The following is a 20,700-nucleotide window of genomic DNA, read 5'->3' as shown; positions in this document are numbered from 1 at the left end:
CCCCCCCCCCCCCCCCCCCCCCCCCCCCCCCCCCCCCCCCCCCCCCCCCCCCCCCCCCCCCCCCCCCCCCCCCCCCCCCCCCCCCCCCCCCCCCCCCCCCCCCCCCCCCCCCCCCCCCCGGGCCCGCGCCGGTCCTGGACCGGGCCCGGTCCCGGGGCGGACGACCCGCAGCCGCTGGGCTCCCTGGTCGACTCGCTGGTCAGCCAGCAGGACTGGACCGCGCGCACGAAGGTCGGCGCGGTGTTCGGCCGGTGGGACACCCTGGTCGGTCCGGACATCGCCGCGCACTGCCGGCCGGAGTCGCTCACCGAGGGCGAGCTGCTCGTGGTCGCGGAGTCCACCGCGTGGGCCACCCAGCTGCGCCTGCTGGCCCCCTCGATCCTGGGCCGGCTGCGGGCCGGGGTCGGCGGGGACGTCGTGACGAAGTTGCGCGTTGTCGGTCCGACGGCGCCGAACTGGAAGAAGGGCCCGCGCACCGTCCGGGGCCGCGGCCCGCGCGACACCTACGGCTGAGCGCGGCCCGCACCCCGCCCGCCACCCACGACGAGGAGCACACGCAGATGAGCAGCCCGCGCGACCGCGACGCCTTCGACGAGGGCGGCCCGGAGGGCTGGCGCGAGCCGGCGCACCTGGGCGGCGAACCCGACCCCGGCCAGCCGGGCGGCGCCCCCCAACCGCCTGCCGATCCGTCGCGCCCCGACGAGCACACGGACGGCGGTCCGGCCGGCTGGCAGCCCCCGGGCTGGGACCTGCCCGCGGTGGAGCCCGAGCGCCCCGGCGCCCAGCCCCCGGCGGGCCCACCGCCCGCTGACCGGTACCCCGCTCCGGAGCAGCCCGCTCGTCCCCAGCCGGACGGGCCGTGGACCGGGCCCGCGCAGCCGCCGGCGGACGATCCGCGGGAGTCCGGCGCGAGCGCTCCGCCCCGCGGCGGTGGCCTGTTCGGTGGCGGTGGGCTCTTCGGCGGTGGCCGCCGGGAGCGCCGGCCCAGCGCCTACGAGGAGGCCTTCGCACCGCAGGGCGACCCGTGGGGCACCCAGGCGTGGGCCGCCGCCGTCGGCTGGACGCCGTCCGACGGCACCGGACCGGAGGACGCCGCGCTGGCCCAGCTGGTGGCCACCGCACCGGTGCGACCCGGCAAGGAGGACCGCCCGGGCAACGTGGTGCGGGGCCGGGGCAACGGGCTGGACCTGGTGGCCTGCGACATCCTCTCCCCGCTGGGCCGCGACCGGTGGGCGAGCACGCACGCCATCACCGCCGCTCCGGTGCTGGGCGACGTGCCGGCGTTCCGGCTCTCCCCGGCCCGGATCTGGCGGCACGGCACCGGCGGTCTGCTGCAGATCCCCAGCCCGGACCCGGAGTTCGACCGGCGCTGGGTGCTGCTCGGCGCCGAGGACGGTCCCCAGCTGCGCCGGCTGGTCGACGACCCGCTGGTGCGCCAGCTGCTGCTGGGCAGCGACGACGGCGACGAGCTGTGGTCCGCGGTCGGGTTCGTGGCCGCGATCCGCCCGGACGGCCAGCGCCCGCAGCTGATCGAGCACCACGCCCGGTTGCTCGCCGCCGTCGTCGGCGCCCTCGCCGCGGCCGCCTGAGCGGCACCCCCGCTGAGCGAGGTGAGCGGGGGCGCGGCGGCGCAGCCCCAGCCCACCGCCGGGTTCCGCGACCTGCTGCCCCTGCTGCACCCGCACCGTCGCGCGCTGGCCGCCGCCGCGGCGCTGTCGCTGGTCGCGGCCGCAGGGGCGCTGGCCCAGCCGGCGCTGGTCGGCCGGGTGATCGCCGCGGTCGGTGCGGGGGAGCCGGTGCTGCCGGTGGTCGTCGTCCTCGTCGTCGTGCTGGTGGCCGCGGCGCTGCTCGGCGCGGGCCAGCAGTACCTGCTCCAGCGGACCGCCGAGGGCGTCGTGCTCACCACCCGGCGCCGGCTGGTCGACCGGCTGCTGCGGCTGCCGATCGCCGAGTACGACCGGCGGCGCACCGGTGACCTGATGTCCCGGGTCGGCTCGGACACCACGCTGCTGCGCGCGGCGGTCACCAGCGGGGTCGTGGAGCTCGCCGGATCGCTGGTCGTCGGCGTCGGCGCCCTGATCGCGATGGCGCTGGTCGACGGGTGGCTGCTGCTGGTCACCGTGCTCGCCGTCTCGGTGGGCGTGACCACCGCGGTGCTCGCCGCCCGGCGGGTGCGGGTGCTGTCCCGGCAGGCGCAGGAGCAGGTCGGCGCGATGAGCGCGGCCGTGGAGCGGGTGCTCTCCGCGGTGCGCACCATCCGGGCCAGCGGCGCCACCGCCCGCGAGGTCGAGGGGGTGTCGGCGAGCGCGGAGCGGGCCTTCCGTGCCGGCGTCGCGGTGGCCCGGCTGGAGGCGCTGGTGTCCCCGGCCGGGTCGATCGCCGTCCAGGGGGCCTTCCTCGCCGTGCTCGGCCTGGGCGGCTGGCGGGTGGCCACCGGCTCGATCGCCGTCGCCGACCTGGTCGCCTTCATCCTCTACCTGTTCCTGCTGGTCATGCCGCTGGGCCAGCTCATCGGCTCGTGGACCCAGCTGCAGGCCGGTCTCGGCGCCCTCGCCCGGGTGCAGGAGGTGCTGGCGCTCGACCCCGAGCACGACGAGGTGCCCGAGCGCGGCCCTGCCGGCGGCGCGGCAGCCGTGCTGCGGGTGCCGGGACCCGGTGACCCCAGTCCCCTGCTGGAGCTCGACGGCGTCGACTTCGCCTACCCCGGCGGCGGCGAACCGGTGCTGCGCGGGGTCTCCCTCGCGGTCCCCGCCGGCAGCCGGACGGCGCTGGTCGGTCCGTCGGGTGCGGGGAAGTCGACCGTGCTGGCGCTGGTGGAGGGCTTCTACCCGCTGACCGGCGGGGTGGTCCGGTGGGCCGGTACCGACGTCCGGGAGCTGCCGCGGGCGGCGCTTCGGTCGCGGATCGGGTACGTGGAGCAGGAGGCGCCGGTGCTGGCCGGCACGGTGCGGGAGAACCTGTTGCTCGCCGCCCCGGGCGCCGCCGAGCCCGAGCTGTGGCGGGCGCTGGCCGACGTCGGCCTCACCGGGGTGGTGGAGCGGTCGCCGCTCGGGCTCGACGTGCCGGTCGGTGACGACGGCGTGCTGCTGTCCGGCGGCGAGCGGCAGCGGCTGGCGATCGCCCGGTCGCTGCTGTCCCGTCCGGCCCTGCTGCTGCTCGACGAGCCGACCGCCAGCCTGGACGCCCGCAACGAGGGCCTGCTGCGCGACACCCTGGCCGCGGCCGGGGCGGAGCGGGCGCTGCTGGTGGTCGCCCACCGGCTGTCCACCGTGCTGGACAGCGACCGGATCGTGGTGCTGGAGGCGGGACGGGTGGTCGCCACGGGCACGCACGAGGAGCTCCTCGACGTCAGCCCCCTCTACCGGGAGCTCGCCACCGCCCAGTTGCTCGCCTGAGCCAGTCGGTTCCACGTGGAACGGGCCGAGCCCCCAGGCGCCGCCAGACGGCGTGTCGACTCGGGGGTCGACACGGGTGGTGGTGCGCATCTCGGGAGGAGCTCTGGAAGCACGTCAGGGCGTGGACGGCGCCCTCGGTGCGACACGACCCGGTACTCTGAAGGGGACACACCGCCAGCAGCCCGCTGAGCGCCGTCCTGCGCCTCTCGACACCGTCGTCGCCTGCGCGCGGAGGGCTGCGGAGCTGCGCGAGAGAAGGGCCCCCCGTGGTCGCTGCGCCCCAGAACGAGACCGCCTACTCCGGCAGCTCCATCACCGTCCTCGAGGGACTCGAGGCGGTCCGCAAGCGTCCCGGCATGTACATCGGCTCCACCGGTGAGCGCGGCCTGCACCACATGGTGTGGGAGGTCGTGGACAACGCCGTCGACGAGGCGCTGGCCGGCTACTGCGACACCGTCAAGGTCACGCTGCTGGCCGACGGTGGCGTCCGGGTCGAGGACAACGGCCGTGGCATCCCGGTCGACATGCACCCGGTGGAGAAGCGGCCGACCGTCGAGGTCGTCATGACCATCCTGCACGCGGGCGGCAAGTTCGACGGCAAGAGCTACGGCGTCTCCGGTGGTCTGCACGGCGTCGGCGTGACCGTGGTCAACGCGCTGTCCACCCGGCTGGACGTGACCGTCTGGACCAAGGGCAAGGAGTGGCGCCAGCACTACACCGACGCCAAGCCCGGCCCGCTGGAGGAGGTCGGCCCGACCGACAAGCGCGGCACCTCCATCACCTTCTGGGCCGACGGCTCGATCTTCGAGACGACGACCTACTCCTACGACACGATCAACCGCCGGCTGCAGGAGATGGCCTTCCTCAACAAGGGACTGACCATCGTGCTGCGCGACGAGCGTCCCGGGCACGGCAAGGCGGAGACCGGCATCGGCGAGGACTCGCTGGCCGAGGCGGCCGTCCCGGTCGAGGCCGCGGACGAGGCGTTCGAGCCGACCGAGGTCACCTACCGCTACGACGGCGGCCTGGTCGACTACGTGGCCCACCTGAACCGGCGCAAGTCGCCCATCCACCGGTCGGTCATCGGGTTCTCCGCCGAAGGGGTCGGCAAGAACGACACCGCCATGTCGGTGGAGATCGCGATGCAGTGGTCCGACGCGTACTCCGAGTCGGTGCACACCTTCGCCAACATCATCAACACCCACGAGGGCGGCACCCACGAGGAGGGCTTCCGTGCGGCGCTGACCTCGATCGTCAACCGCTACGCGGAGGAGAAGAAGCTCCTCAAGGGCAAGGACGACAAGCTCACCGGCGACGACATCCGCGAGGGCCTCGCGGCGATCGTCTCGGTGAAGCTCGGTGACCCCCAGTTCGAGGGCCAGACGAAGACCAAGCTCGGCAACACCGAGGTCAAGGGCTTCGTGCAGCGAGTGTGCAACGAGCAGATCGGGCACTGGTTCGAGGCCAACCCGGCCGAGGCGAAGACCATCATCACCAAGGCCGCCTCCGCCGCGCGGGCCCGCCGGGCCGCGCAGGACGCGCGCAAGCTGGCCCGCAAGAACCTGCTCAGCGTCAGCGGGCTGCCGGGCAAGCTCTCCGACTGCCGCTCCACCGACCCGCGGAACTCCGAGATCTACATCGTCGAGGGTGACTCCGCCGGTGGTTCGGCGAAGTCCGGCCGGGACTCGATGTTCCAGGCGATCCTGCCCATCCGCGGCAAGATCATCAACGTCGAGAAGGCGCGCATCGACCGGGTGCTGAAGAACACCGAGGTCCAGTCGATGATCACCGCCTTCGGCACCGGGATCCACGACGAGTTCGACCTGGGCAAGCTCCGCTACCACAAGGTCGTGCTGATGGCCGACGCCGACGTCGACGGCCAGCACATCTGCACCCTGCTGCTGACCCTGCTCTTCCGCTTCATGCGGCCGCTGGTCGAGGCCGGGCACGTGTACCTGGCCCGGCCGCCGCTGTACAAGATCAAGTGGGGCGGGAAGGTCGGCGACGAGTACGCCTACTCCGACCGCGAGCGCGACGCGCTGCTCAAGGCGGGTGCCGACGCCGGCCGGAAGGTCCCCAAGGACGACGGCATCCAGCGGTACAAGGGCCTCGGCGAGATGAACGCCAGCGAGCTGTGGGAGACCACGATGAACCCCGAGACCCGGCTGCTGGGCCAGGTCACCCTGGAGGACGCCGCGGCCGCCGACGAGCTGTTCAGCATCCTGATGGGCGAGGACGTCGTCGCCCGCCGCAGCTTCATCACCCGCAACGCCAAGGACGTCCGCTTCCTCGACGTCTAGAAGGACCCCCTCGCCCCCCACACCTCGCTCCGCTCGGCGCGGGCCCCTGCGAGGGGGCCGGGGGCGGGGCCTTCCGGGCCGATGAGCTGCGACTTCCATCCACCGCTGTGTATCGACTTGTGGAGAACCAGACGTGACAGAGACACCCAGCCGCGACCGCGTGGAAGCGGTCGACCTCCAGCAGGAGATGCAGCGCAGCTACATCGACTACGCGATGAGCGTGATCGTGGGCCGCGCGCTGCCCGAGGTGCGCGACGGTCTCAAGCCCGTGCACCGCCGCGTGCTCTTCGCCATGTACGACCAGGGCTTCCGCCCGGACCGCGGGTACGTCAAGTGCGCCCGCCCGGTCGCGGAGGTCATGGGCAACTACCACCCCCACGGCGACTCGGCGATCTACGACGCCCTGGTGCGGCTGGCCCAGCCCTGGTCGATGCGCTACCCGCTGATCGACGGCCAGGGGAACTTCGGCTCGCCGGGCAACGACCCGCCGGCCGCGATGCGCTACACCGAGTGCCGGCTGACCCCGCTGGCCATGGAGATGCTGTCGGGGATCGACGAGGAGACCGTCGACTTCCAGGCCAACTACGACGGCCGCACGCAGGAGCCGGAGGTGCTCCCCTCCCGGGTGCCCAACCTGCTCATCAACGGCTCGGCCGGGATCGCGGTCGGCATGGCGACCAACATGCCGCCGCACAACCTGCGCGAGGTCGCCGAGGCGGCGTACTGGGTGCTCGACCACCCCGACGCCGAGGCCGAGGAGATGCTCACCGCCTGCATGGAGCGGATCAAGGGCCCGGACTTCCCGACCCACGGCCTGATCGTCGGCCGTGAGGGGATCGAGGACGCCTACCGCACCGGCCGCGGGTCGGTGCGCATGCGCGCCGTCGTCACCGTGGAGGAGGACAGCCGGGGCCGGGTGCAGCTCGTCGTCACCGAGCTGCCCTACCAGGTCAACCCGGACAACCTGGCCGAGTCGATTGCCGAGGCGGTCAAGGAGGGCCGGCTCCAGGGCATCAGCGAGATCGCCGACGAGTCCAGCGACCGGGTCGGTCGCCGGCTGGTCATCACGCTGCGCCGCGACGCGGTCGCCAAGGTGGTGCTGAACAACCTCTACAAGCACACCCAGCTGCAGACCACCTTCGGCTGCAACATGCTCTCCATCGTCGACGGCGTGCCCCGCACGCTGCGGCTGGACGAGCTGGTCAAGCACTGGGTGACCCACCAGATCGAGGTCATCGTCCGGCGCACGCGCTACCGGCTGCGCAAGGCCGAGGAGCGCGCGCACATCCTGCGCGGGTACGCCAAGGCCCTCGACCAGCTCGACGCGGTGATCGCGCTGATCCGCCGCAGCGAGTCCGCCGAGGCCGCCCGCACCGGCCTGATGGAGCTGCTGGACGTCGACGAGATCCAGGCCGTCGCGATCCTGGACCTGCAGCTCCGCCGGCTCGCCGCACTGGAGCGGCAGCGGATCCTCGACGAGCTGGCCGAGATCGAGGCCCGCATCGCCGACCTGCAGGCGATCCTCGACTCGCCCGAGCGGCAACGGCAGATCGTCCGCGACGAGCTCCGCGAGATCGTCGACAAGTACGGCGACGACCGGCGCACCCAGTTCGTGGCCAACGACGGTGACGTCTCGATGGAGGACCTCATCGCCGAGGAGCAGGTGGTCGTCACGATCACCCGCACCGGCTACGCCAAGCGCACCAAGGCCGACCTCTACCGCTCCCAGCGCCGCGGCGGCAAGGGCGTGATGGGCGCGCAGCTCAAGCAGGACGACCTGGTGCAGCAGTTCTTCGTGGGCTCCACCCACGACTGGATCCTGTTCTTCACGAACAAGGGCCGCGTCTACCGGGCGAAGGCCTACGAGCTGCCCGAGGCGGCGCGCACCGCCCGCGGTGCGCACGTGGCGAACATCCTGGCGTTCCAGCCGGACGAGAAGATCGCCCAGGTCATCCAGATCAAGGACTACACCGTCGCCCCCTACCTGGTCCTGGCCACCGCCAAGGGGCAGGTGAAGAAGACCCGGCTCACCGACTTCGACTCCCCCCGCAGCGGCGGCGTCATCGCGATCAACCTGCGCGAGGGCGACGAGCTGGTGGGCGCCGCGCTGATCAACCCGGAGCAGAACCTGCTCCTGGTCACCCGCAAGGCGATGTCGATCTGCTTCAAGGCCGACGACGCCCAGCTGCGGCCGATGGGGCGGGCGACCGAGGGCGTGCGGGGCATCTCGCTGGCCGACGACGACACGCTGCTGTCGATGATCGTCGTCCAGGAGGGCGTCGACGTGCTGGTCGCCACCGAGGGCGGCTACGCCAAGCGCACCGGGATCGAGCACTACCCGGAGCAGGGGCGCGGCGGCAAGGGCGTGCTCACCGCCGACCCGAAGGCCCGCAAGGGCCCGCTGGTCGGGGCGCTCGCGGTGGTGCTCGGCGACGAGCTCTACGCCATCACCTCCGGTGGTGGCGTGATCCGGACGCCGGTCAACGGCGTGCGGCACACCCGGGACCGGGCGACGATGGGCGTCAAGCTCATGAACTTGCCCGAAGATGTCTCGATCGTGGCTATCGCGCGTACGACGGACAACGACGAGCCCGAAGCCTAGGCTGGAACGGATGCCGGCCCGGGGACGGACGACGACGTCCCTCCCCGGGCTGCATGACGAACCGGTAGCGACCGGTGGGCGCACCAGTGGATGCCACCCACCGGAAGGTGCCTCGGCGCGGTGACTGCCGCTGGTGGACAGGAGACTGGGATGAGCGACCGGACCCGCAGTTCGGTGCGTGCCGACTCCCGTGAGGAGACCGGCGCGACGGACGCGGGGACGCCGCCCGAGGCCGGCTCCGAGGCAGTCGGCGACGGGGCCACCGCGGCGGCCGGTGCGAGCGGAGCCGGGGACGACCGGCCCGGCTTCGACGACTCCGCTCGCCGGGGGGCCACCGGCGCGGGCAGCGGTCGCGCCGGCAGTGCCCGGGCCGAGACCGCGCGCCCTGCCGCCGGCCGCACCGCCACCCCGACCGACCCCCCGCCGGTCGACGCCACCCAGGCGGTCACGCTGCCCCCGACCGGTGCCGCACCACCGCGGGCCGCCCGTCCCGCCGGCGCCCCCACCGACGGTGGCCCCGGCGGTGCCGCCGGGACGGCGCGGGCCACCGGCAAGAGCCGCGGCCCCCGGCGGGCGCGGCTGCAGCTGCGGCACATCGACACCTGGTCGGCGCTGAAGATCTCGCTGGTCGTCTCCATCGCGCTCTTCTTCGTCTGGATGGTCGCGGTCGGCATCCTGTACGGGGTGCTCGGGGGTCTGGACGTGTTCGACACCCTCAACGACGTCTTCAGCCAGCTGCGCACCTCCGACGAGGGCGGCGGCGACGTCATCACCGCGGGGGTCGTCTTCGGCGGCGCCGCGGTGATCGGCGCGATCAACATCGTGCTCCTCACGGCGCTGTGCACCGTCGCGGCGTTCGTCTACAACCTCTGCTCGGACCTCGTCGGTGGCCTCGAGGTCACCCTCGCCGAACGCGACTGAACGAAGACCCCCTCACCGGGAGCCGACCTCCGGTGAGGTAGTGTCTTCCCCGGTCCACGGGCCTGTAGCTCAGGCGGTTAGAGCGCATCCCTGATAAGGATGAGGCCGGAGGTTCAAGTCCTCCCAGGCCCACCCGTGCACCAGGATCCGGCCGGCTCGTACGAGCCGGCCGGGCCCGGTCACCGACAGCGGTCGCCGGGTCGCGGTGACCACACCGTTCGAGGAGGTCACCGGGTGCTGAAGAAGCTGGCGGTCGCAGCGATCGCTGCCAGTGCCGTCGTCGCCGTCCGCAAGCGTTCGGCCGGCAAGGGTGAGGCCGATCTGTGGTCCGAGGCCACCCGCGGACCGGGCTCGGTCAGCACCCCCCGCTCCTCCTGATCCACCGCACGGCTCCGGCCGTGTCCCGGGGACGTAGCTCAATTGGCAGAGCACCGCCTTTGCAAGGCGGGGGTTAGGGGTTCGATTCCCCTCGTCTCCACTCCAGCCGTCGACGGCGCGGGCCCGTGCACGCGGGTGCCCCGGCGAACCGGCGGACCGCAGTGGGAGAGTGGTGCCGTGACCGAACAGACCCCCGCCGCACGGCGCGCCGTCCTGCACACCAACCACGGCGACATCACCGTCGACCTGTTCCCCGACCACGCCCCCAAGACGGTCGCGAACTTCGCCGACCTGGCCGAGGGCGCCCGCGAGTGGACGCACCCGGCCACCCGCGAGAAGACCACCGACAAGCTGTACGACGGCACGATCTTCCACCGTGTCATCAGCGGCTTCATGATCCAGGGCGGTGACCCCCTGGGCCAGGGCTTCGGTGGCCCGGGCTACCAGTTCGGCGACGAGTTCCACCCGGAGCTGTCGTTCGACCGCCCCTACCTGCTGGCGATGGCGAACGCCGGCCCGGGCACCAACGGCTCGCAGTTCTTCATCACCGTGGGCCCGACGCCGCACCTCAACCGCAAGCACACCATCTTCGGCGAGGTGGCCGACCAGGCCGGCCGCGAGGTCGTCGACCGGATCGCCGCCGTGCGCACCGGCCGCAACGACCGCCCTGTCGACGACGTGGTGATCGAGTCGGTCGAGGTGCAGCGCAGCTGACCACCCCTGACGGGACCGGGGGCACCGGCGGGGCCGACCCGCAGCCGGTGCCCCCGCCCGCGACCTGCTACCGGCACCCGGACCGGCCCACCGGGGTGCGCTGCACCCGCTGCGGCCGGCCGATCTGCCCGGAGTGCATGATCCCCGCGTCGGTCGGGTTCCAGTGCCCCGACGACGTCCGCGTCGGCGCGGCCGAGGTCCGGCGCCCGCGCCGGACCACCGGGGTGCGGCTGGCCGGCCGCCGCTGGGGCGTGGTCACCCTCACGCTGATCGCGCTGAACGTCGCCGTCGCCCTCGCGACGGCGGTCTCCGCGGCCACCGTGGACGTCAACCCGTTCACCAGCTTCTCCTCCCCGCTGCAGAACGACTTCGCGACGAGCCCCTACGCGGTCGACGCCGGTGAGTGGTGGCGGGTGGTCACCAGCGCGTTCACCCACGTGGGCCCGGTGCACCTGGCCCTGAACATGCTCGCGCTGCTGCTGTTCGGCTCCGAGCTGGAGCGGCAGCTGGGCCGCTGGCGCTTCCTCACCGTCTACCTGGTCTCCGCGCTGGGGGGCTCCGCGGCGCTGCAGGTGTTCGGGTCGTACTACGGCGGGGTGGTCGGCGCCTCGGCCGCCATCTACGGCCTGCTCGGCGCGCTGGGCGTCGTGCTGCTGCGCCAGAAGCAGGACCTGCGGGGTCTGCTCACCCTGCTGGCGATCAACCTGTTCATCAGCTTCCTGCCCGGGGTGTCGCTGCTGGGCCACCTGGGCGGGCTGGTCGCCGGCGCGGTCACCGCCGCCGTCCTCGTGGGTGCACGGCGCCACCGGGCCCTCCAGGTCGCCGGGGTGGCGGCGGTCGTCGTCGTCCTGCTGGTGCTGGTGTTCGGCGGGCTGCGCTAGCGCGACGCACCCGGGGTGAGCAGCGCCTCGGCCACCACGGCCGGGTCGGCACCGAGATCGCGGCGGCCCAGCACCACCAGGACCGCGTCATCGCGGCCGTCCTCCAGCTCGAGGGTGCGTCCACGGATCCCCCAGCGACGCTGCTCGCGCAGCCGAACCCGCAGCGCCGGCCGGGCGATCGTCGTGGCCCCGGTCATCCTCCGGACCGTGACGCCCTCCGGGCCGCTGCGCAGGCGCGGGCGCAGGAGGGCGTCGCGGACGGCGATCCCGCCGAGCAGGAGAGCCGCCGCGCCGAGCAGCAGCCTGCCCGCCGGGTCGGAGAACGCGGCGCCCGCCGCCAGGGCCAGTCCGACGGCGGCCAGGGCGACCGTCTCGCCGACCCGTGGGGACCACTGCACCCGACCAGCTTGTCAGGCGTCCGTGGTCTACTCCGTCCGGGAGACCTGCATCACTCCACCGGGTTCGCTTCCGGCCGGGTCAGCGTCGACACGAGGAGGAGCCATGCGTGACGCCGTCATCTGCGCCGCGGTCCGCACGCCGGTGGGCCGGCGCCGGGGAGGGCTCGCCGGCGTCCACGCCGTCGACCTGTCGGCGACCGTGCTCGCCGCGCTCGCCGCGCGCACCGGGATCGACCCGGCGGAGGTCGACGACGTGATCTGGGGCTGCGTCACCCAGGTCGGGGAGCAGACCGCCAACGTCGGCCGGCTCGCCGCGCTCGCCGCCGGCTGGCCGGAGTCGGTGCCCGGCACCACCGTCGACCGGCAGTGCGGCTCCTCGCAGCAGGCCGTCGCCTTCGCCGCCGCGACGGTGATCAGCGGGCAGGCCGACCTGGTGGTCGCCGGTGGTGTGGAGTCGATGAGCCGGGTGCCGATGGGCTCCTCGGCCGGTGACGGCACCGCCGGCAGCCCGCTGGGTCCGGCGTTCCTGTCCCGGTACGGCGGCGTGGCCCCGCACCAGGGCGTGGGCGCGGAGATGATCGCCGCCCGGTGGGGGCTCAGCCGCACCCAGCTGGACGAGTACGCCCTGCGCTCGCACGAGCGGGCCGGCAAGGCGCAGGCCGACGGCGCGTTCGACGAGGAGCTGGTCGCCGTCACCACCCCCGAGGGCGCGCTGGTCGCCGCCGACGAGGGCATCCGCAGCGGCGGCACGCTGGCGCGGATGGCCGCGCTGCCCACGCCGTTCCAGGCCGACGGGGTGGTCAGCGCGGGCAACGCCAGCCAGATCTCCGACGGCGCCGCGGCCCTGCTGGTCACCACCTCCGACCGCGCCGCCGCGCTGGGGCTGACGCCGATCGTCCGGGTGCACACCACGGTCGTGGCCGGCGACGACCCGGTGATCATGCTGACCGCCCCGATCCCCGCCACGCGCAAGCTGCTGGACCGCGCCGGGGTCGAGCTGGCGGAGATCGGGCTGTTCGAGGTGAGCGAGGCGTTCGCCTCCGTACCGCTGGCCTGGCTGTCCGAGACCGGCGCCGATCCGGCGCGGGTGAACGTCCACGGCGGGGCGATCGCCCTCGGTCACCCGCTCGGTGCCTCCGGCGCGCGGATCATGACGACGCTGGTGCACGCCATGCGGTCCACCGGCACCCGCTACGGGCTGCAGACGATGTGCGAGGGCGGCGGCCTGGCCAACGCGACCCTCCTGGAGCTCGTGACCGACTGACCGCTCGCGGTCCACAGCGTCCGGCACGACCGCAGTCCCCTGCGGGACGGGTGCGGTGGGTCCCTCGTTCGTCCACAGGGCTGGGAAGTCGACAACACGCCCGGGAACGGCCCGTCACGCTCCTGGTTTGCGTCTCGAGCGGTCGGGTAGTAAGGGCTTGCCCGTCTCCCACGGAGCCGATGTTTGCCTCCGGAGTTCCACAGGTGTGTACACAGCTGGGGACGGAGTTCCACGGGTGTAGTTACCCCGCTGCCGTTTCTGCCCCACGAGTCACACGCCCCACGTACGCGCAGGTCAGCGTCCCGGACGGGCTCCTCGCGACTCCACATGTGGTGAACAACCCGGTGGACATCCGCCCGCGCCACCTGTGGACGGAGCGGACCGCTGTGCACAGTCGGACGCTGCGTGGTGTCCCGCTCACGCCGCTGACCTGCGCGGAGGCGTCAAGTCGACCCTGCCCGGCGGTCACCGCGGGCGTCACCGGCCCTGGGAACGACGGAGACCCCCGTCCCCAGGGGGACGAGGGCCTCCGTGGCGCGAGCGGCCGGTCAGCGCCAGCGCATCGACATGATCAGGCCGGCCACCATGGCGCCGAACCCGATCGCGAAGTTCCAGGCGCCCAGGGAGACCATGAAGCCCAGGTCCTGGCCGGCGACGTAGTAGACGACGATCCACAGCAGGCCGAGCAGCATCAGCCCGATCATCACCGGCGCGTACCAGCGGGGACTGGGCTCGGCCGCCCGTGCCCGTGCCGCCGAGGACGGGAGCACACCCTCGGGCGGCGTGTAGACCGACTTCTTGCGCACCTTGGACTTCGGCACCTGAGCGGACTCCCTCCCGGGCCGGGGCACTGTCGCCCCGGCGTGACTTCCTCCCAGCCTAAGCTCCTGGGAGAACCGGCCGTGCCCGAGACGGGCCGCGTCCCCTGTCCGGCTACCCGGACCGACCCCCAGGAGGTACCGGTGGCCCGGTGGTCCCGCCCCTCGGTCTGGACGGCGCTGGTGCCCGTCGTCGCCCTGGCGGCCGGGCTGCTGTTCGCCACCTCCGGGCAGACCGCCCGCGGCACCGACCTGCGCGCCGGGGAGATCACCGAGCTGTCCGAGCTCATCCGCCAGCGGGACGCCGTCGCCGCCCGTCAACAGGAGGAGCTGGTCCGGCTGCAGAGCCGGGTCCAGGCGCTCACCGACCAGGCGGCCACCCGTGACGTGGAGGTCGCGGCCGTGCAGGCCGGGTCCGAGCGCGCCCTGGCCGCCGCGGGGCTCACCCCCGTGCGCGGGTCCGGGGTGCAGATCGTGCTGGACGACGCCCCGCGCCCGGTCGGCGGTGGACTGCCCAGCGGTGCCACACCGGATGACCTCGTCATCCACCAGTCCGACGTGCAGGGCGTGGTGAACGCGCTGTGGGCCGCCGGCGCCGACGGGGTGGCCATCATGGGCCAGCGGCTGATCGCCACCAGCGCCGTCCGCTGCGTCGGCAACACCCTTCTGCTGCAGGGCCGCACCTACTCCCCGCCGTTCGTCATCACCGCGGTCGGGAACTCCGAGGAGATGCGCAGCGAGCTGGCGGCCTCGCGCGAGGTGACGGTGCTGCGCCAGGCCGCCGAGGCGTACGGCCTCACCTACCGGGTGTCCGACGAGCGGCAGGTGTCGCTGCCGGCCTACGAGGGTCCGCTGGACGTGCGCTACGCGGAGGTCGACGCCGGCTGATCCCCCGCCGGGTGACCCGCAGGTGACGGGAGGCAGACCGGACGTGTACACCTGGATCCGGCGGCACCTCCCCGGGGGGCACCGCCGGCGAGCGGCCGTCTCGCCGGTGCTGGTCCCGGTGGTCGCGCTGCTCCTGTTCGCCGTCTCCCCGTGGATCGAGCCTGCCTTGCCTCTCGCCGACGTGCCTCTCGCCGACGTGCTTCCCGCCGACGTGACGGTGGAGCTGTGACCGCCTCCGCCCCCGTGGTGCGGCGGCCGGTGCTGGTCGTCGACAACTTCGACAGCTTCGTCTACAACCTGGTCCAGTACCTGGGGCAGCTGGGCGTGCCCAGCATCGTGCGGCGCAACGACGCGGTGACGATCGCCGAGCTCGGCGACCTGGACGTCGCCGGGGTGCTGCTCTCGCCGGGGCCGGGCACGCCGGTGGACGCCGGGGTGACCGTGCCGATGGTGCGGGCCGCCGCCGAGGCCGACCTGCCCGTGCTGGGCGTGTGCCTGGGGCACCAGGCGATCGCCGAGGCCTTCGGCGGTGTGGTGGGCCGGGCGCCGGAGCTGCTGCACGGCAAGACCAGCGAGGTGGTCCACGACGGGGTGGGTGTGCTCGCCGGGCTCCCCTCGCCGTTCACCGCGACCAGGTACCACTCGCTGGCCGTGGAGGCCGGCAGCGTGCCGGCCGAGCTGGAGGTCACCGGGCGGACGCCGTCGGGGATCGTGATGGCGTTGCGGCACCGGGAGCTGCCGATCGAGGGGGTGCAGTTCCACCCCGAGTCGGTGCTGACCGAGGGCGGGCACCAGCTGCTGGCCAACTGGCTCACCCGGTGCGGGCTCGCGCCCGACCCCGACGTCGTCGCCTCGGCCGCCGCGACCGTCCACCGGCTGACGACGGCCACCGTCTGACCTCCGCAGCGCCCCGCTCGACGACGAGGGCCCCTTCCCGGTGTTCCCGGGGAGGGGCCCTCGTCGTCGGTGTCCGGTTGCTCAGCCGCCCGGGGGCGGGGCCGTCTCGGTCGCCGTCTCGGCCGGCGTCTCGGTCGCCGTCTCGGTGGGGGTCGCGGTGGGTTCGGGGTCGGTCGGCTCGGGGACGGCGAGCAGCAGGGTGATCGTGTCGCTCGCGGTGACCTGGGTCCGCGCGCCCGGCTCGGTGCCGACCACGGTGCCCGGTGCGACGTCGCCGCGCTCCACGTTCTGCGCGGTGATGTTCCCGGCCGGGATCCCGGCGTCGAGCAGAGCCTGTCGGGCTGCCTGCTCGGTCTGCCCGGAGACGTCGGGCAGCTCGACGCTGCCGGTGGAGATGCCGAGGGTGAACGTCTGGTCCGGAGGCGCCTGGGTGCCCTCACCCGGCGAGATGGACACCACGCGGCCCGCCGGCTCGAGGGAGTCCACCTGGCTGGCGTTGACGATCCCGGTGAACCCGGCGGTGGTCAGACTGTTGCGCGCACCGGACTCGGTCAGCCCGATCACCTCGGGCACGGTCACCGCCTCCGGGCCGGCGCCGATGACCAGCGCGACGGGGGTGCCGGGCTCGACCTCCTCGCCGGCGGCCGGGTCGGAGCGCAGGACCCGGTCGCGCTGCTCCTCGGTGCTCGGTTCGGTGGTGATGGTCCCCTCGGTCAGGTCGGCCGCCACGATGTCGGCCAGCGCCTCCTGGCGGGTGAGGTCGACCAGCGTCGGGACGGTGGCCATCTCGACCACCGGCTCGGTCGGCTCGTCGTCGCCGTTGAGCGCGATGAGGACCCCGACGACGGCGGCGATGAGCACCAGCGCCCCCACGACGGCGGCGATGACCCGGTTCCGCTTCCGCTTGCGGGCCGCCTCGTCGTTCTCGGCGTCCCAGTCCCGGTCGTCGTAGCCCTGCGGGCCGACGGCCGCGCCGTTCATGATCGTCGTCTTCTCGGCGTCGCTCATCACCGGCGTCGCCTCGACGCGCTGGCCGGCGACGGCGCGCAGCAGGTCCGCCCGCATCTCGGCGGCGGACTGGTACCGGTTGGCCGGATTCTTGCTCATCGCCTTGAGCAGGATGGCGTCGAGCTCCGGCGGGATCTCCGGGTTGATCGACGACGGCGTCCGCGGGTCCTCGCGCACGTGCTGGTAGGCGACCGCCACCGGGGAGTCGCCGGTGAACGGCGGGCTCCCGGTGACCAGCTCGTAGAGCAGGCAGCCGGCGGAGTAGACGTCGGAGCGCGCGTCGACGCCCTCGCCGCGGGCCTGCTCGGGGGAGAGGTACTGCGCCGTGCCGATGACCGCGGCCGTGGAGGTCATGGTCGCGGCCGAGTCCGACACCGCCCGGGCGATGCCGAAGTCCATCACCTTGACCGTGCCCTGCGGCGTGATCATGACGTTGCCGGGCTTGACGTCCCGGTGCACGATGCCGTTCCGGTGGCTGAAGTCCAGCGCCGCGCAGATGTCGGCGGTCAGCGACATCGCCCGCTCCGGCGACAGCCGGCGCTCGTGCCGGACCACGTCGCGCAGCGTCTCGCCCTCGACGTACTCCATGACGATGTAGGGCGTGGCACCGGTGGCGGTGCGGTCCTCACCGGTGTCGTAGACGGCGACGATCGCCGGGTGGTTCAGCGAGGCCGCGGCCTGCGCTTCACGGCGGAAGCGGACCTGGGAGGAGGGGTCGCGGGCGAGGTCCTGGCGCAGGACCTTGACGGCGACCTCACGGCCGAGCCGGAGGTCACGACCGCGGTGCACCTCCGCCATGCCGCCGCGGCCGAGCACCCCGCCGATCTCGTAGCGCTCACCGAGCACCTGGGGGCTGGTCATCGGGGTTCCTCTCGGGGCGTGCGGTGGACAGGCGCCGACGATCGGGTCTGCGCCACGCCGTCGCGGAGCCTAATCGCTGACGGGGGGCGCACCGGCGCGACGCGAGCAGTGCGTGACACGAGGGTCACGGGGTGTCCTCGTTGCCTCGTAGGCCGTCCTGCACGGGCGCACTCGTCTCCGCCGCGGTGGTCGTCGCCGTAGATGTCGCCGTCTCCGTGGTGGTGGACGTCGCCGCAGTCGTCGACGTGGCGGTGCCACCGGTGGGCTCGGACGTCACGGTCATGGTGGTGACGACGGTCGACGGGCTGTCGTCGTCCTGGCCCGGGGGCGGCGGTGCCGCGGTACGGGTGCCGCCCTGGCCACGGGTGGGGGACGGCGGGTTCGGTCCCGTGGACGGAGTGGGGGCCGCGGTCTCCTCCTCCGCGTCCGGGTCGTAGTCCTCGGCTGTGACGTAGAGCACCACCTCCTGACCCCGGTCCAGCGGCCCGCGGCGCGGGTCGGCGGTGACGACCGTGCCGGCGCCCAGCTCGCGCCCGACCTGCTCCAGCTGCGCCTCCGTGGCGTCTTCCCGGCGCACCACCAGGTCGAGGGCGGTCAGCCGCTCGGTCACCTCCTCGACCGGGTCCCCGACGTAGTAGGTGATGTCGAAGTCGATGCCGCCGGTGGCGTTGGTGCTGGCCGGCGCGGTCTCGGTGACGGACGGGGTGTCGCGGCCCGCGGTGGTCTCGCCACCGCCACCGCTGGTGAGCAGGGCGAACGCCCCACCGGCCACGGCGAGCACGAGGACGACCGCGCCGATGACCATGAGCAGCCTGCGACGCCGGTCCGCGGGGTCCGGCTCGTCGGCGTCCCAGCCGCTGCCGGACCACCCGTCCTCGTCGACCGCGCCGGCGGCGAGCGGGGGCATCGTCCGGGGGGCGGTCGCCGGGCCGCGGCTGCCCCCCGGGTCGGTGGCCGGGATCATCCGGGTGGAGATGCCGTCCTGGTCCAGGACGGTCGTCGTGCTGGTGCTCGGGGAAACCTCACCGCCGGCGGCCACCTGCCGGACGACGGCGGCGAAGGCGCCGCCGTCGGGGAAGCGGGCGGCGGGGTCCTTGGCCAGGGCGCGCTCGATCAGTGCCCGCACCGGCCGTGGCACGTCGGCGGGCATCGGCGGGGGCGGCCGGTTGATCTGGGCCAGCGCGATGGCGACCTGGGACTCCCCGTCGAAGGGACGCACCCCGGCGACGCACTCGTAGCCCAGCACACCCAGGGAGTAGACGTCGGAGGCGGCGGTGACGACGTGCCCCTGGGCCTGCTCCGGGGAGAGGTACTGCGCGGTGCCCACGACCATGCCGGTGCGGGTGAGCGGTGCGGCGTCCCGGGCGTAGGCGATGCCGAAGTCGGTCAGCTTCACCACGCCGTCGGGTCGCACCAGCAGGTTCCCGGGCTTGATGTCGCGGTGCACCATGCCGGCAGCGTGCGCCGACGACAGCCCCTCGCCGGCCTGGCCGAGGACGTCGAGGGTCTGCTGGGGGGTCAGCCGGCCGCGCTCGGCCAGGATCGTCACCAGCGGCTTGCCCTCGACGAACTCCATGACCAGGTACGCCAGGCGCTGCCCGCCCTCGCTCCCGTCCGACGGGTCCACCGTCTCCCCGTAGTCGTAGACGGAGGCGATGTTGGGGTGGGACAGGGCGGCGGTGTGCCGGGCCTCGTTGCGGAAGCGGATGAGGAAGTTCGAGTCGCCGGTGTACTCGCTCTTGAGGATCTTCACCGCGACCGTGCGGCCCAGGGTGAGGTCCTTGGCCTGCCACACCTCGCCCATCCCGCCGGTGGCGATCGGGGCGGTGATCTCGTAGCGGCCGGCCAGCACGGTGCCCACGCGCACGGCCATCAGCCGCCGGCCCCCAGCCGGGCCTCGATGACCTGCCGGGCGATGGGCGCGGAGGTGTCGCCGCCGGTACCGCCGCTGTTGCGGACGAAGACGGCGACGGCGATCTGCGGGTCGTCGGCGGGGGCGAAGCCGATGAACCAGTTGTGCTCGGGTCGCTCGCCGTCCTGCGCCGTACCGGTCTTGCCGGCGACCTGCACGCCGCTGATCCGGGCCCGGCGACCGGTGCCGTCGTCCACGACGCTGGTCATCATCTCGGTGAGCTGCTCGGCGATCTCCGGCGACACCGCCTCGGACATCTCCTCCGGCGAGGTCTGGTCGATGACGCTGAGGTCGGGCGCGGTGACCGAGTCGACCAGGTAGGGCTTCATCAGCGTGCCGTCGTTGGCGACGGCGGCCGCGATCATCGCCGCCTGCATCGGGGTGAGCGCCACGTCCCGCTGGCCGATCGAGGTCTGCCCGAGGGCAGCGTCGCTCTCGATGTCGCCGATCTGGCTGCCGACGACCGTGAGCGGGATGTCGAAGTCCTCCTCGTCGATGCCGAAGGCCTCGGCCGCGTCACGGATGGCGTCCTCACCCAGGTCGATGCCCAGCTGGGCGAAGGCGGTGTTGCAGGAGATGGTGAGCGCGTCGATCAGCGTCTGCTCGTCGTTCGGGCTGCAGGCCTCGTTGCCGAAGTTCCGCAGCGGCTGGCTCGTGCCGGGCAGGATGTAGTCCCGGGGGGCCGCGATGACCGTCTCCGGGGTGTAGTCACCGGTGGCGAGGGCGGCGGCGGAGACGATCACCTTGAAGATCGAGCCCGCCGGGAAGCGCTCCTCGATCGCGAAGTTGGTGAGCTGGTCGTCGGTGAGCGACTCCCGGTACGCGCGGATCGCGGCCGGGTCGTGCGAGGACAGCTGGTTGGGGTCGTAGGTGGGCGTGCTGGCCAGGCCGAGGACGGCGCCGGTCGAGGGGTCCAGGGCGACGACGGCGCCGGCCAGCCCGTCGAGCCCGGCCAGCCCGTCCATCGCCGCCTGCTGCACGGCCGGATCGATGGTGAGCTCCACGTTGCCGCCGGCCGGGTCGCGGCCGGTGAGGATGTCAGTGAGCCGTCGGAAGGCCAGGCGCGCGTCGGTGCCGGCGAGGACGTCGTTCGCCTCGTCCTCGATGCCGGTGCGGCCGTAGATGAGCGAGTAGTAGCCGGTGACCGGGGCGTACGCCGGCCCCTGCGGGTACTGCCTCAGGTAACCGAGCCGGCTGCCCTCGCTGGGCACGGAGGTGGCGACCTCGTTGCCGGCGACGACGATCGAACCGCGCTCCTGGTCGTACTCCTCGACCAGGGTGCGGGTGTTGCGCTCGTGCCCCCGCAGGGAGTCGGCGCGGATCACCTGGATGACGTTGACGTTGACGATGAGCAGGGTGAACAGCACCAGCACACTGATGGCCACCTTGCGCAGGGGTGCGTTCACGGGCGGACGACCTCGGTGGGGGCGTCACGCTGCTGGTGATCGGTGCGGTGGTGGGTC

General features: G+C 73.5%; 18 protein-coding genes and 2 tRNA genes. 15 read left to right on the top strand and 5 right to left on the bottom strand.

Annotation, left to right across the window (positions count from 1 at the left end):
- The first annotated feature begins 174 nt into the window (after positions 1-174).
- The 11 genes from ACI79A_RS12110 to ACI79A_RS12060 all read left to right on the top strand — a co-directional run bounded on the left by ACI79A_RS12110 (position 175) and on the right by ACI79A_RS12060 (position 11,191).
- Positions 175-513 (top strand): DUF721 domain-containing protein, encoded by a 339-nt coding sequence (locus ACI79A_RS12110; protein ID WP_457083407.1) that lies wholly within the window; start codon positions 175-177, stop codon positions 511-513.
- 47 nt (positions 514-560) lie between these two features.
- Complete coding sequence (locus ACI79A_RS12105; protein WP_457083405.1) at positions 561-1,589, top strand: hypothetical protein; 1,029 nt, start codon at positions 561-563, stop codon at positions 1,587-1,589.
- Between the two features lie 21 nt (positions 1,590-1,610).
- Positions 1,611-3,395, top strand: coding sequence for an ABC transporter ATP-binding protein (locus ACI79A_RS12100; protein ID WP_457083403.1), 1,785 nt, complete (start codon positions 1,611-1,613; stop codon positions 3,393-3,395).
- A 266-nt stretch (positions 3,396-3,661) separates the two neighbouring features.
- A complete protein-coding gene (gene gyrB, locus ACI79A_RS12095) occupies positions 3,662-5,695 on the top strand; it encodes a DNA topoisomerase (ATP-hydrolyzing) subunit B (protein ID WP_457083401.1) in 2,034 nt (677 codons plus the stop codon).
- A gap of 133 nt (positions 5,696-5,828) precedes the next feature.
- On the top strand, positions 5,829-8,297 hold the full coding sequence (gene gyrA / locus ACI79A_RS12090; RefSeq protein ID WP_457083399.1) for a DNA gyrase subunit A: 2,469 nt from the start codon (positions 5,829-5,831) through the stop codon (positions 8,295-8,297).
- Between the two features lie 150 nt (positions 8,298-8,447).
- Positions 8,448-9,218 (top strand): DUF3566 domain-containing protein, encoded by a 771-nt coding sequence (locus ACI79A_RS12085; RefSeq protein ID WP_457083397.1) that lies wholly within the window; start codon positions 8,448-8,450, stop codon positions 9,216-9,218.
- Positions 9,219-9,276: 58 nt separating this feature from the next.
- Positions 9,277-9,350, top strand: a tRNA-Ile gene (locus ACI79A_RS12080).
- A gap of 102 nt (positions 9,351-9,452) precedes the next feature.
- On the top strand, positions 9,453-9,596 hold the full coding sequence (locus ACI79A_RS12075) for a DLW-39 family protein (protein ID WP_457083395.1): 144 nt from the start codon (positions 9,453-9,455) through the stop codon (positions 9,594-9,596).
- Positions 9,597-9,623: 27 nt separating this feature from the next.
- Positions 9,624-9,696: transfer RNA gene (locus ACI79A_RS12070), tRNA-Ala, on the top strand.
- Between the two features lie 77 nt (positions 9,697-9,773).
- The gene (locus tag ACI79A_RS12065) at positions 9,774-10,310 is read left to right on the top strand and encodes a peptidylprolyl isomerase (RefSeq protein ID WP_457083393.1); all 537 of its coding nucleotides are present in this window, start codon (positions 9,774-9,776) and stop codon (positions 10,308-10,310) included.
- 47 nt (positions 10,311-10,357) lie between these two features.
- Positions 10,358-11,191: a rhomboid family intramembrane serine protease gene (locus tag ACI79A_RS12060; RefSeq protein WP_457083391.1), complete on the top strand. Its 834-nt coding sequence runs from the start codon at positions 10,358-10,360 to the stop codon at positions 11,189-11,191.
- Here the strand turns inward: ACI79A_RS12060 and ACI79A_RS12055 are convergent.
- Positions 11,188-11,589 carry a PH domain-containing protein gene (locus tag ACI79A_RS12055; RefSeq protein WP_457083389.1) on the bottom strand — a complete coding sequence of 134 codons (402 nt, stop codon included), beginning with the start codon at positions 11,587-11,589 and terminating at the stop codon, positions 11,188-11,190. The genes ACI79A_RS12060 and ACI79A_RS12055 overlap by 4 nt on opposite strands.
- 103 nt (positions 11,590-11,692) lie before the next feature.
- Between ACI79A_RS12055 and ACI79A_RS12050 the strand changes: the two genes are divergently transcribed.
- A complete protein-coding gene (locus tag ACI79A_RS12050; protein ID WP_457083387.1) occupies positions 11,693-12,853 on the top strand; it encodes a thiolase family protein in 1,161 nt (386 codons plus the stop codon).
- A 548-nt stretch (positions 12,854-13,401) separates the two neighbouring features.
- Here the strand turns inward: ACI79A_RS12050 and crgA are convergent.
- Positions 13,402-13,674: a cell division protein CrgA gene (gene crgA, locus ACI79A_RS12045; protein ID WP_457083385.1), complete on the bottom strand. Its 273-nt coding sequence runs from the start codon at positions 13,672-13,674 to the stop codon at positions 13,402-13,404.
- Between the two features lie 141 nt (positions 13,675-13,815).
- On the opposite strand from crgA, the gene ACI79A_RS12040 reads away from it, so the two are divergent.
- Genes ACI79A_RS12040 through ACI79A_RS12030 form a run of 3 tightly spaced genes read left to right on the top strand, consistent with a single transcriptional unit; the run spans position 13,816 to position 15,456 of the window.
- Positions 13,816-14,559, top strand: a complete 744-nt coding sequence (locus ACI79A_RS12040) for a DUF881 domain-containing protein (RefSeq protein WP_457083383.1) — start codon at positions 13,816-13,818, stop codon at positions 14,557-14,559.
- 43 nt (positions 14,560-14,602) lie between these two features.
- Complete coding sequence (locus ACI79A_RS12035) at positions 14,603-14,788, top strand: hypothetical protein (RefSeq protein WP_457083381.1); 186 nt, start codon at positions 14,603-14,605, stop codon at positions 14,786-14,788.
- Positions 14,785-15,456 carry an aminodeoxychorismate/anthranilate synthase component II gene (locus ACI79A_RS12030; RefSeq protein WP_457083379.1) on the top strand — a complete coding sequence of 224 codons (672 nt, stop codon included), beginning with the start codon at positions 14,785-14,787 and terminating at the stop codon, positions 15,454-15,456. The genes ACI79A_RS12035 and ACI79A_RS12030 overlap by 4 nt, the downstream gene beginning before the upstream one ends.
- Positions 15,457-15,537: 81 nt before the next feature.
- Here the strand turns inward: ACI79A_RS12030 and pknB are convergent, their stop codons facing one another.
- The 3 genes from pknB to ACI79A_RS12015 form a co-directional block, all read right to left on the bottom strand.
- Positions 15,538-17,325: a Stk1 family PASTA domain-containing Ser/Thr kinase gene (gene pknB, locus ACI79A_RS12025; RefSeq protein WP_457083377.1), complete on the bottom strand. Its 1,788-nt coding sequence runs from the start codon at positions 17,323-17,325 to the stop codon at positions 15,538-15,540.
- A gap of 124 nt (positions 17,326-17,449) precedes the next feature.
- Positions 17,450-19,198, bottom strand: coding sequence for a protein kinase domain-containing protein (locus ACI79A_RS12020; RefSeq protein WP_457083375.1), 1,749 nt, complete (start codon positions 19,196-19,198; stop codon positions 17,450-17,452).
- Positions 19,198-20,643: a peptidoglycan D,D-transpeptidase FtsI family protein gene (locus tag ACI79A_RS12015; RefSeq protein ID WP_457083373.1), complete on the bottom strand. Its 1,446-nt coding sequence runs from the start codon at positions 20,641-20,643 to the stop codon at positions 19,198-19,200. The genes ACI79A_RS12020 and ACI79A_RS12015 overlap by 1 nt, the downstream gene beginning before the upstream one ends.
- Positions 20,644-20,700: the final 57 nt, after the last annotated feature.

The sequence above is a fragment of the Modestobacter sp. SYSU DS0657 genome, assembly GCF_054050925.1.
The sequence above is the reverse complement of the archived record's forward strand: the minus strand, read 5'-3'. Positions and strand labels throughout refer to the sequence as shown.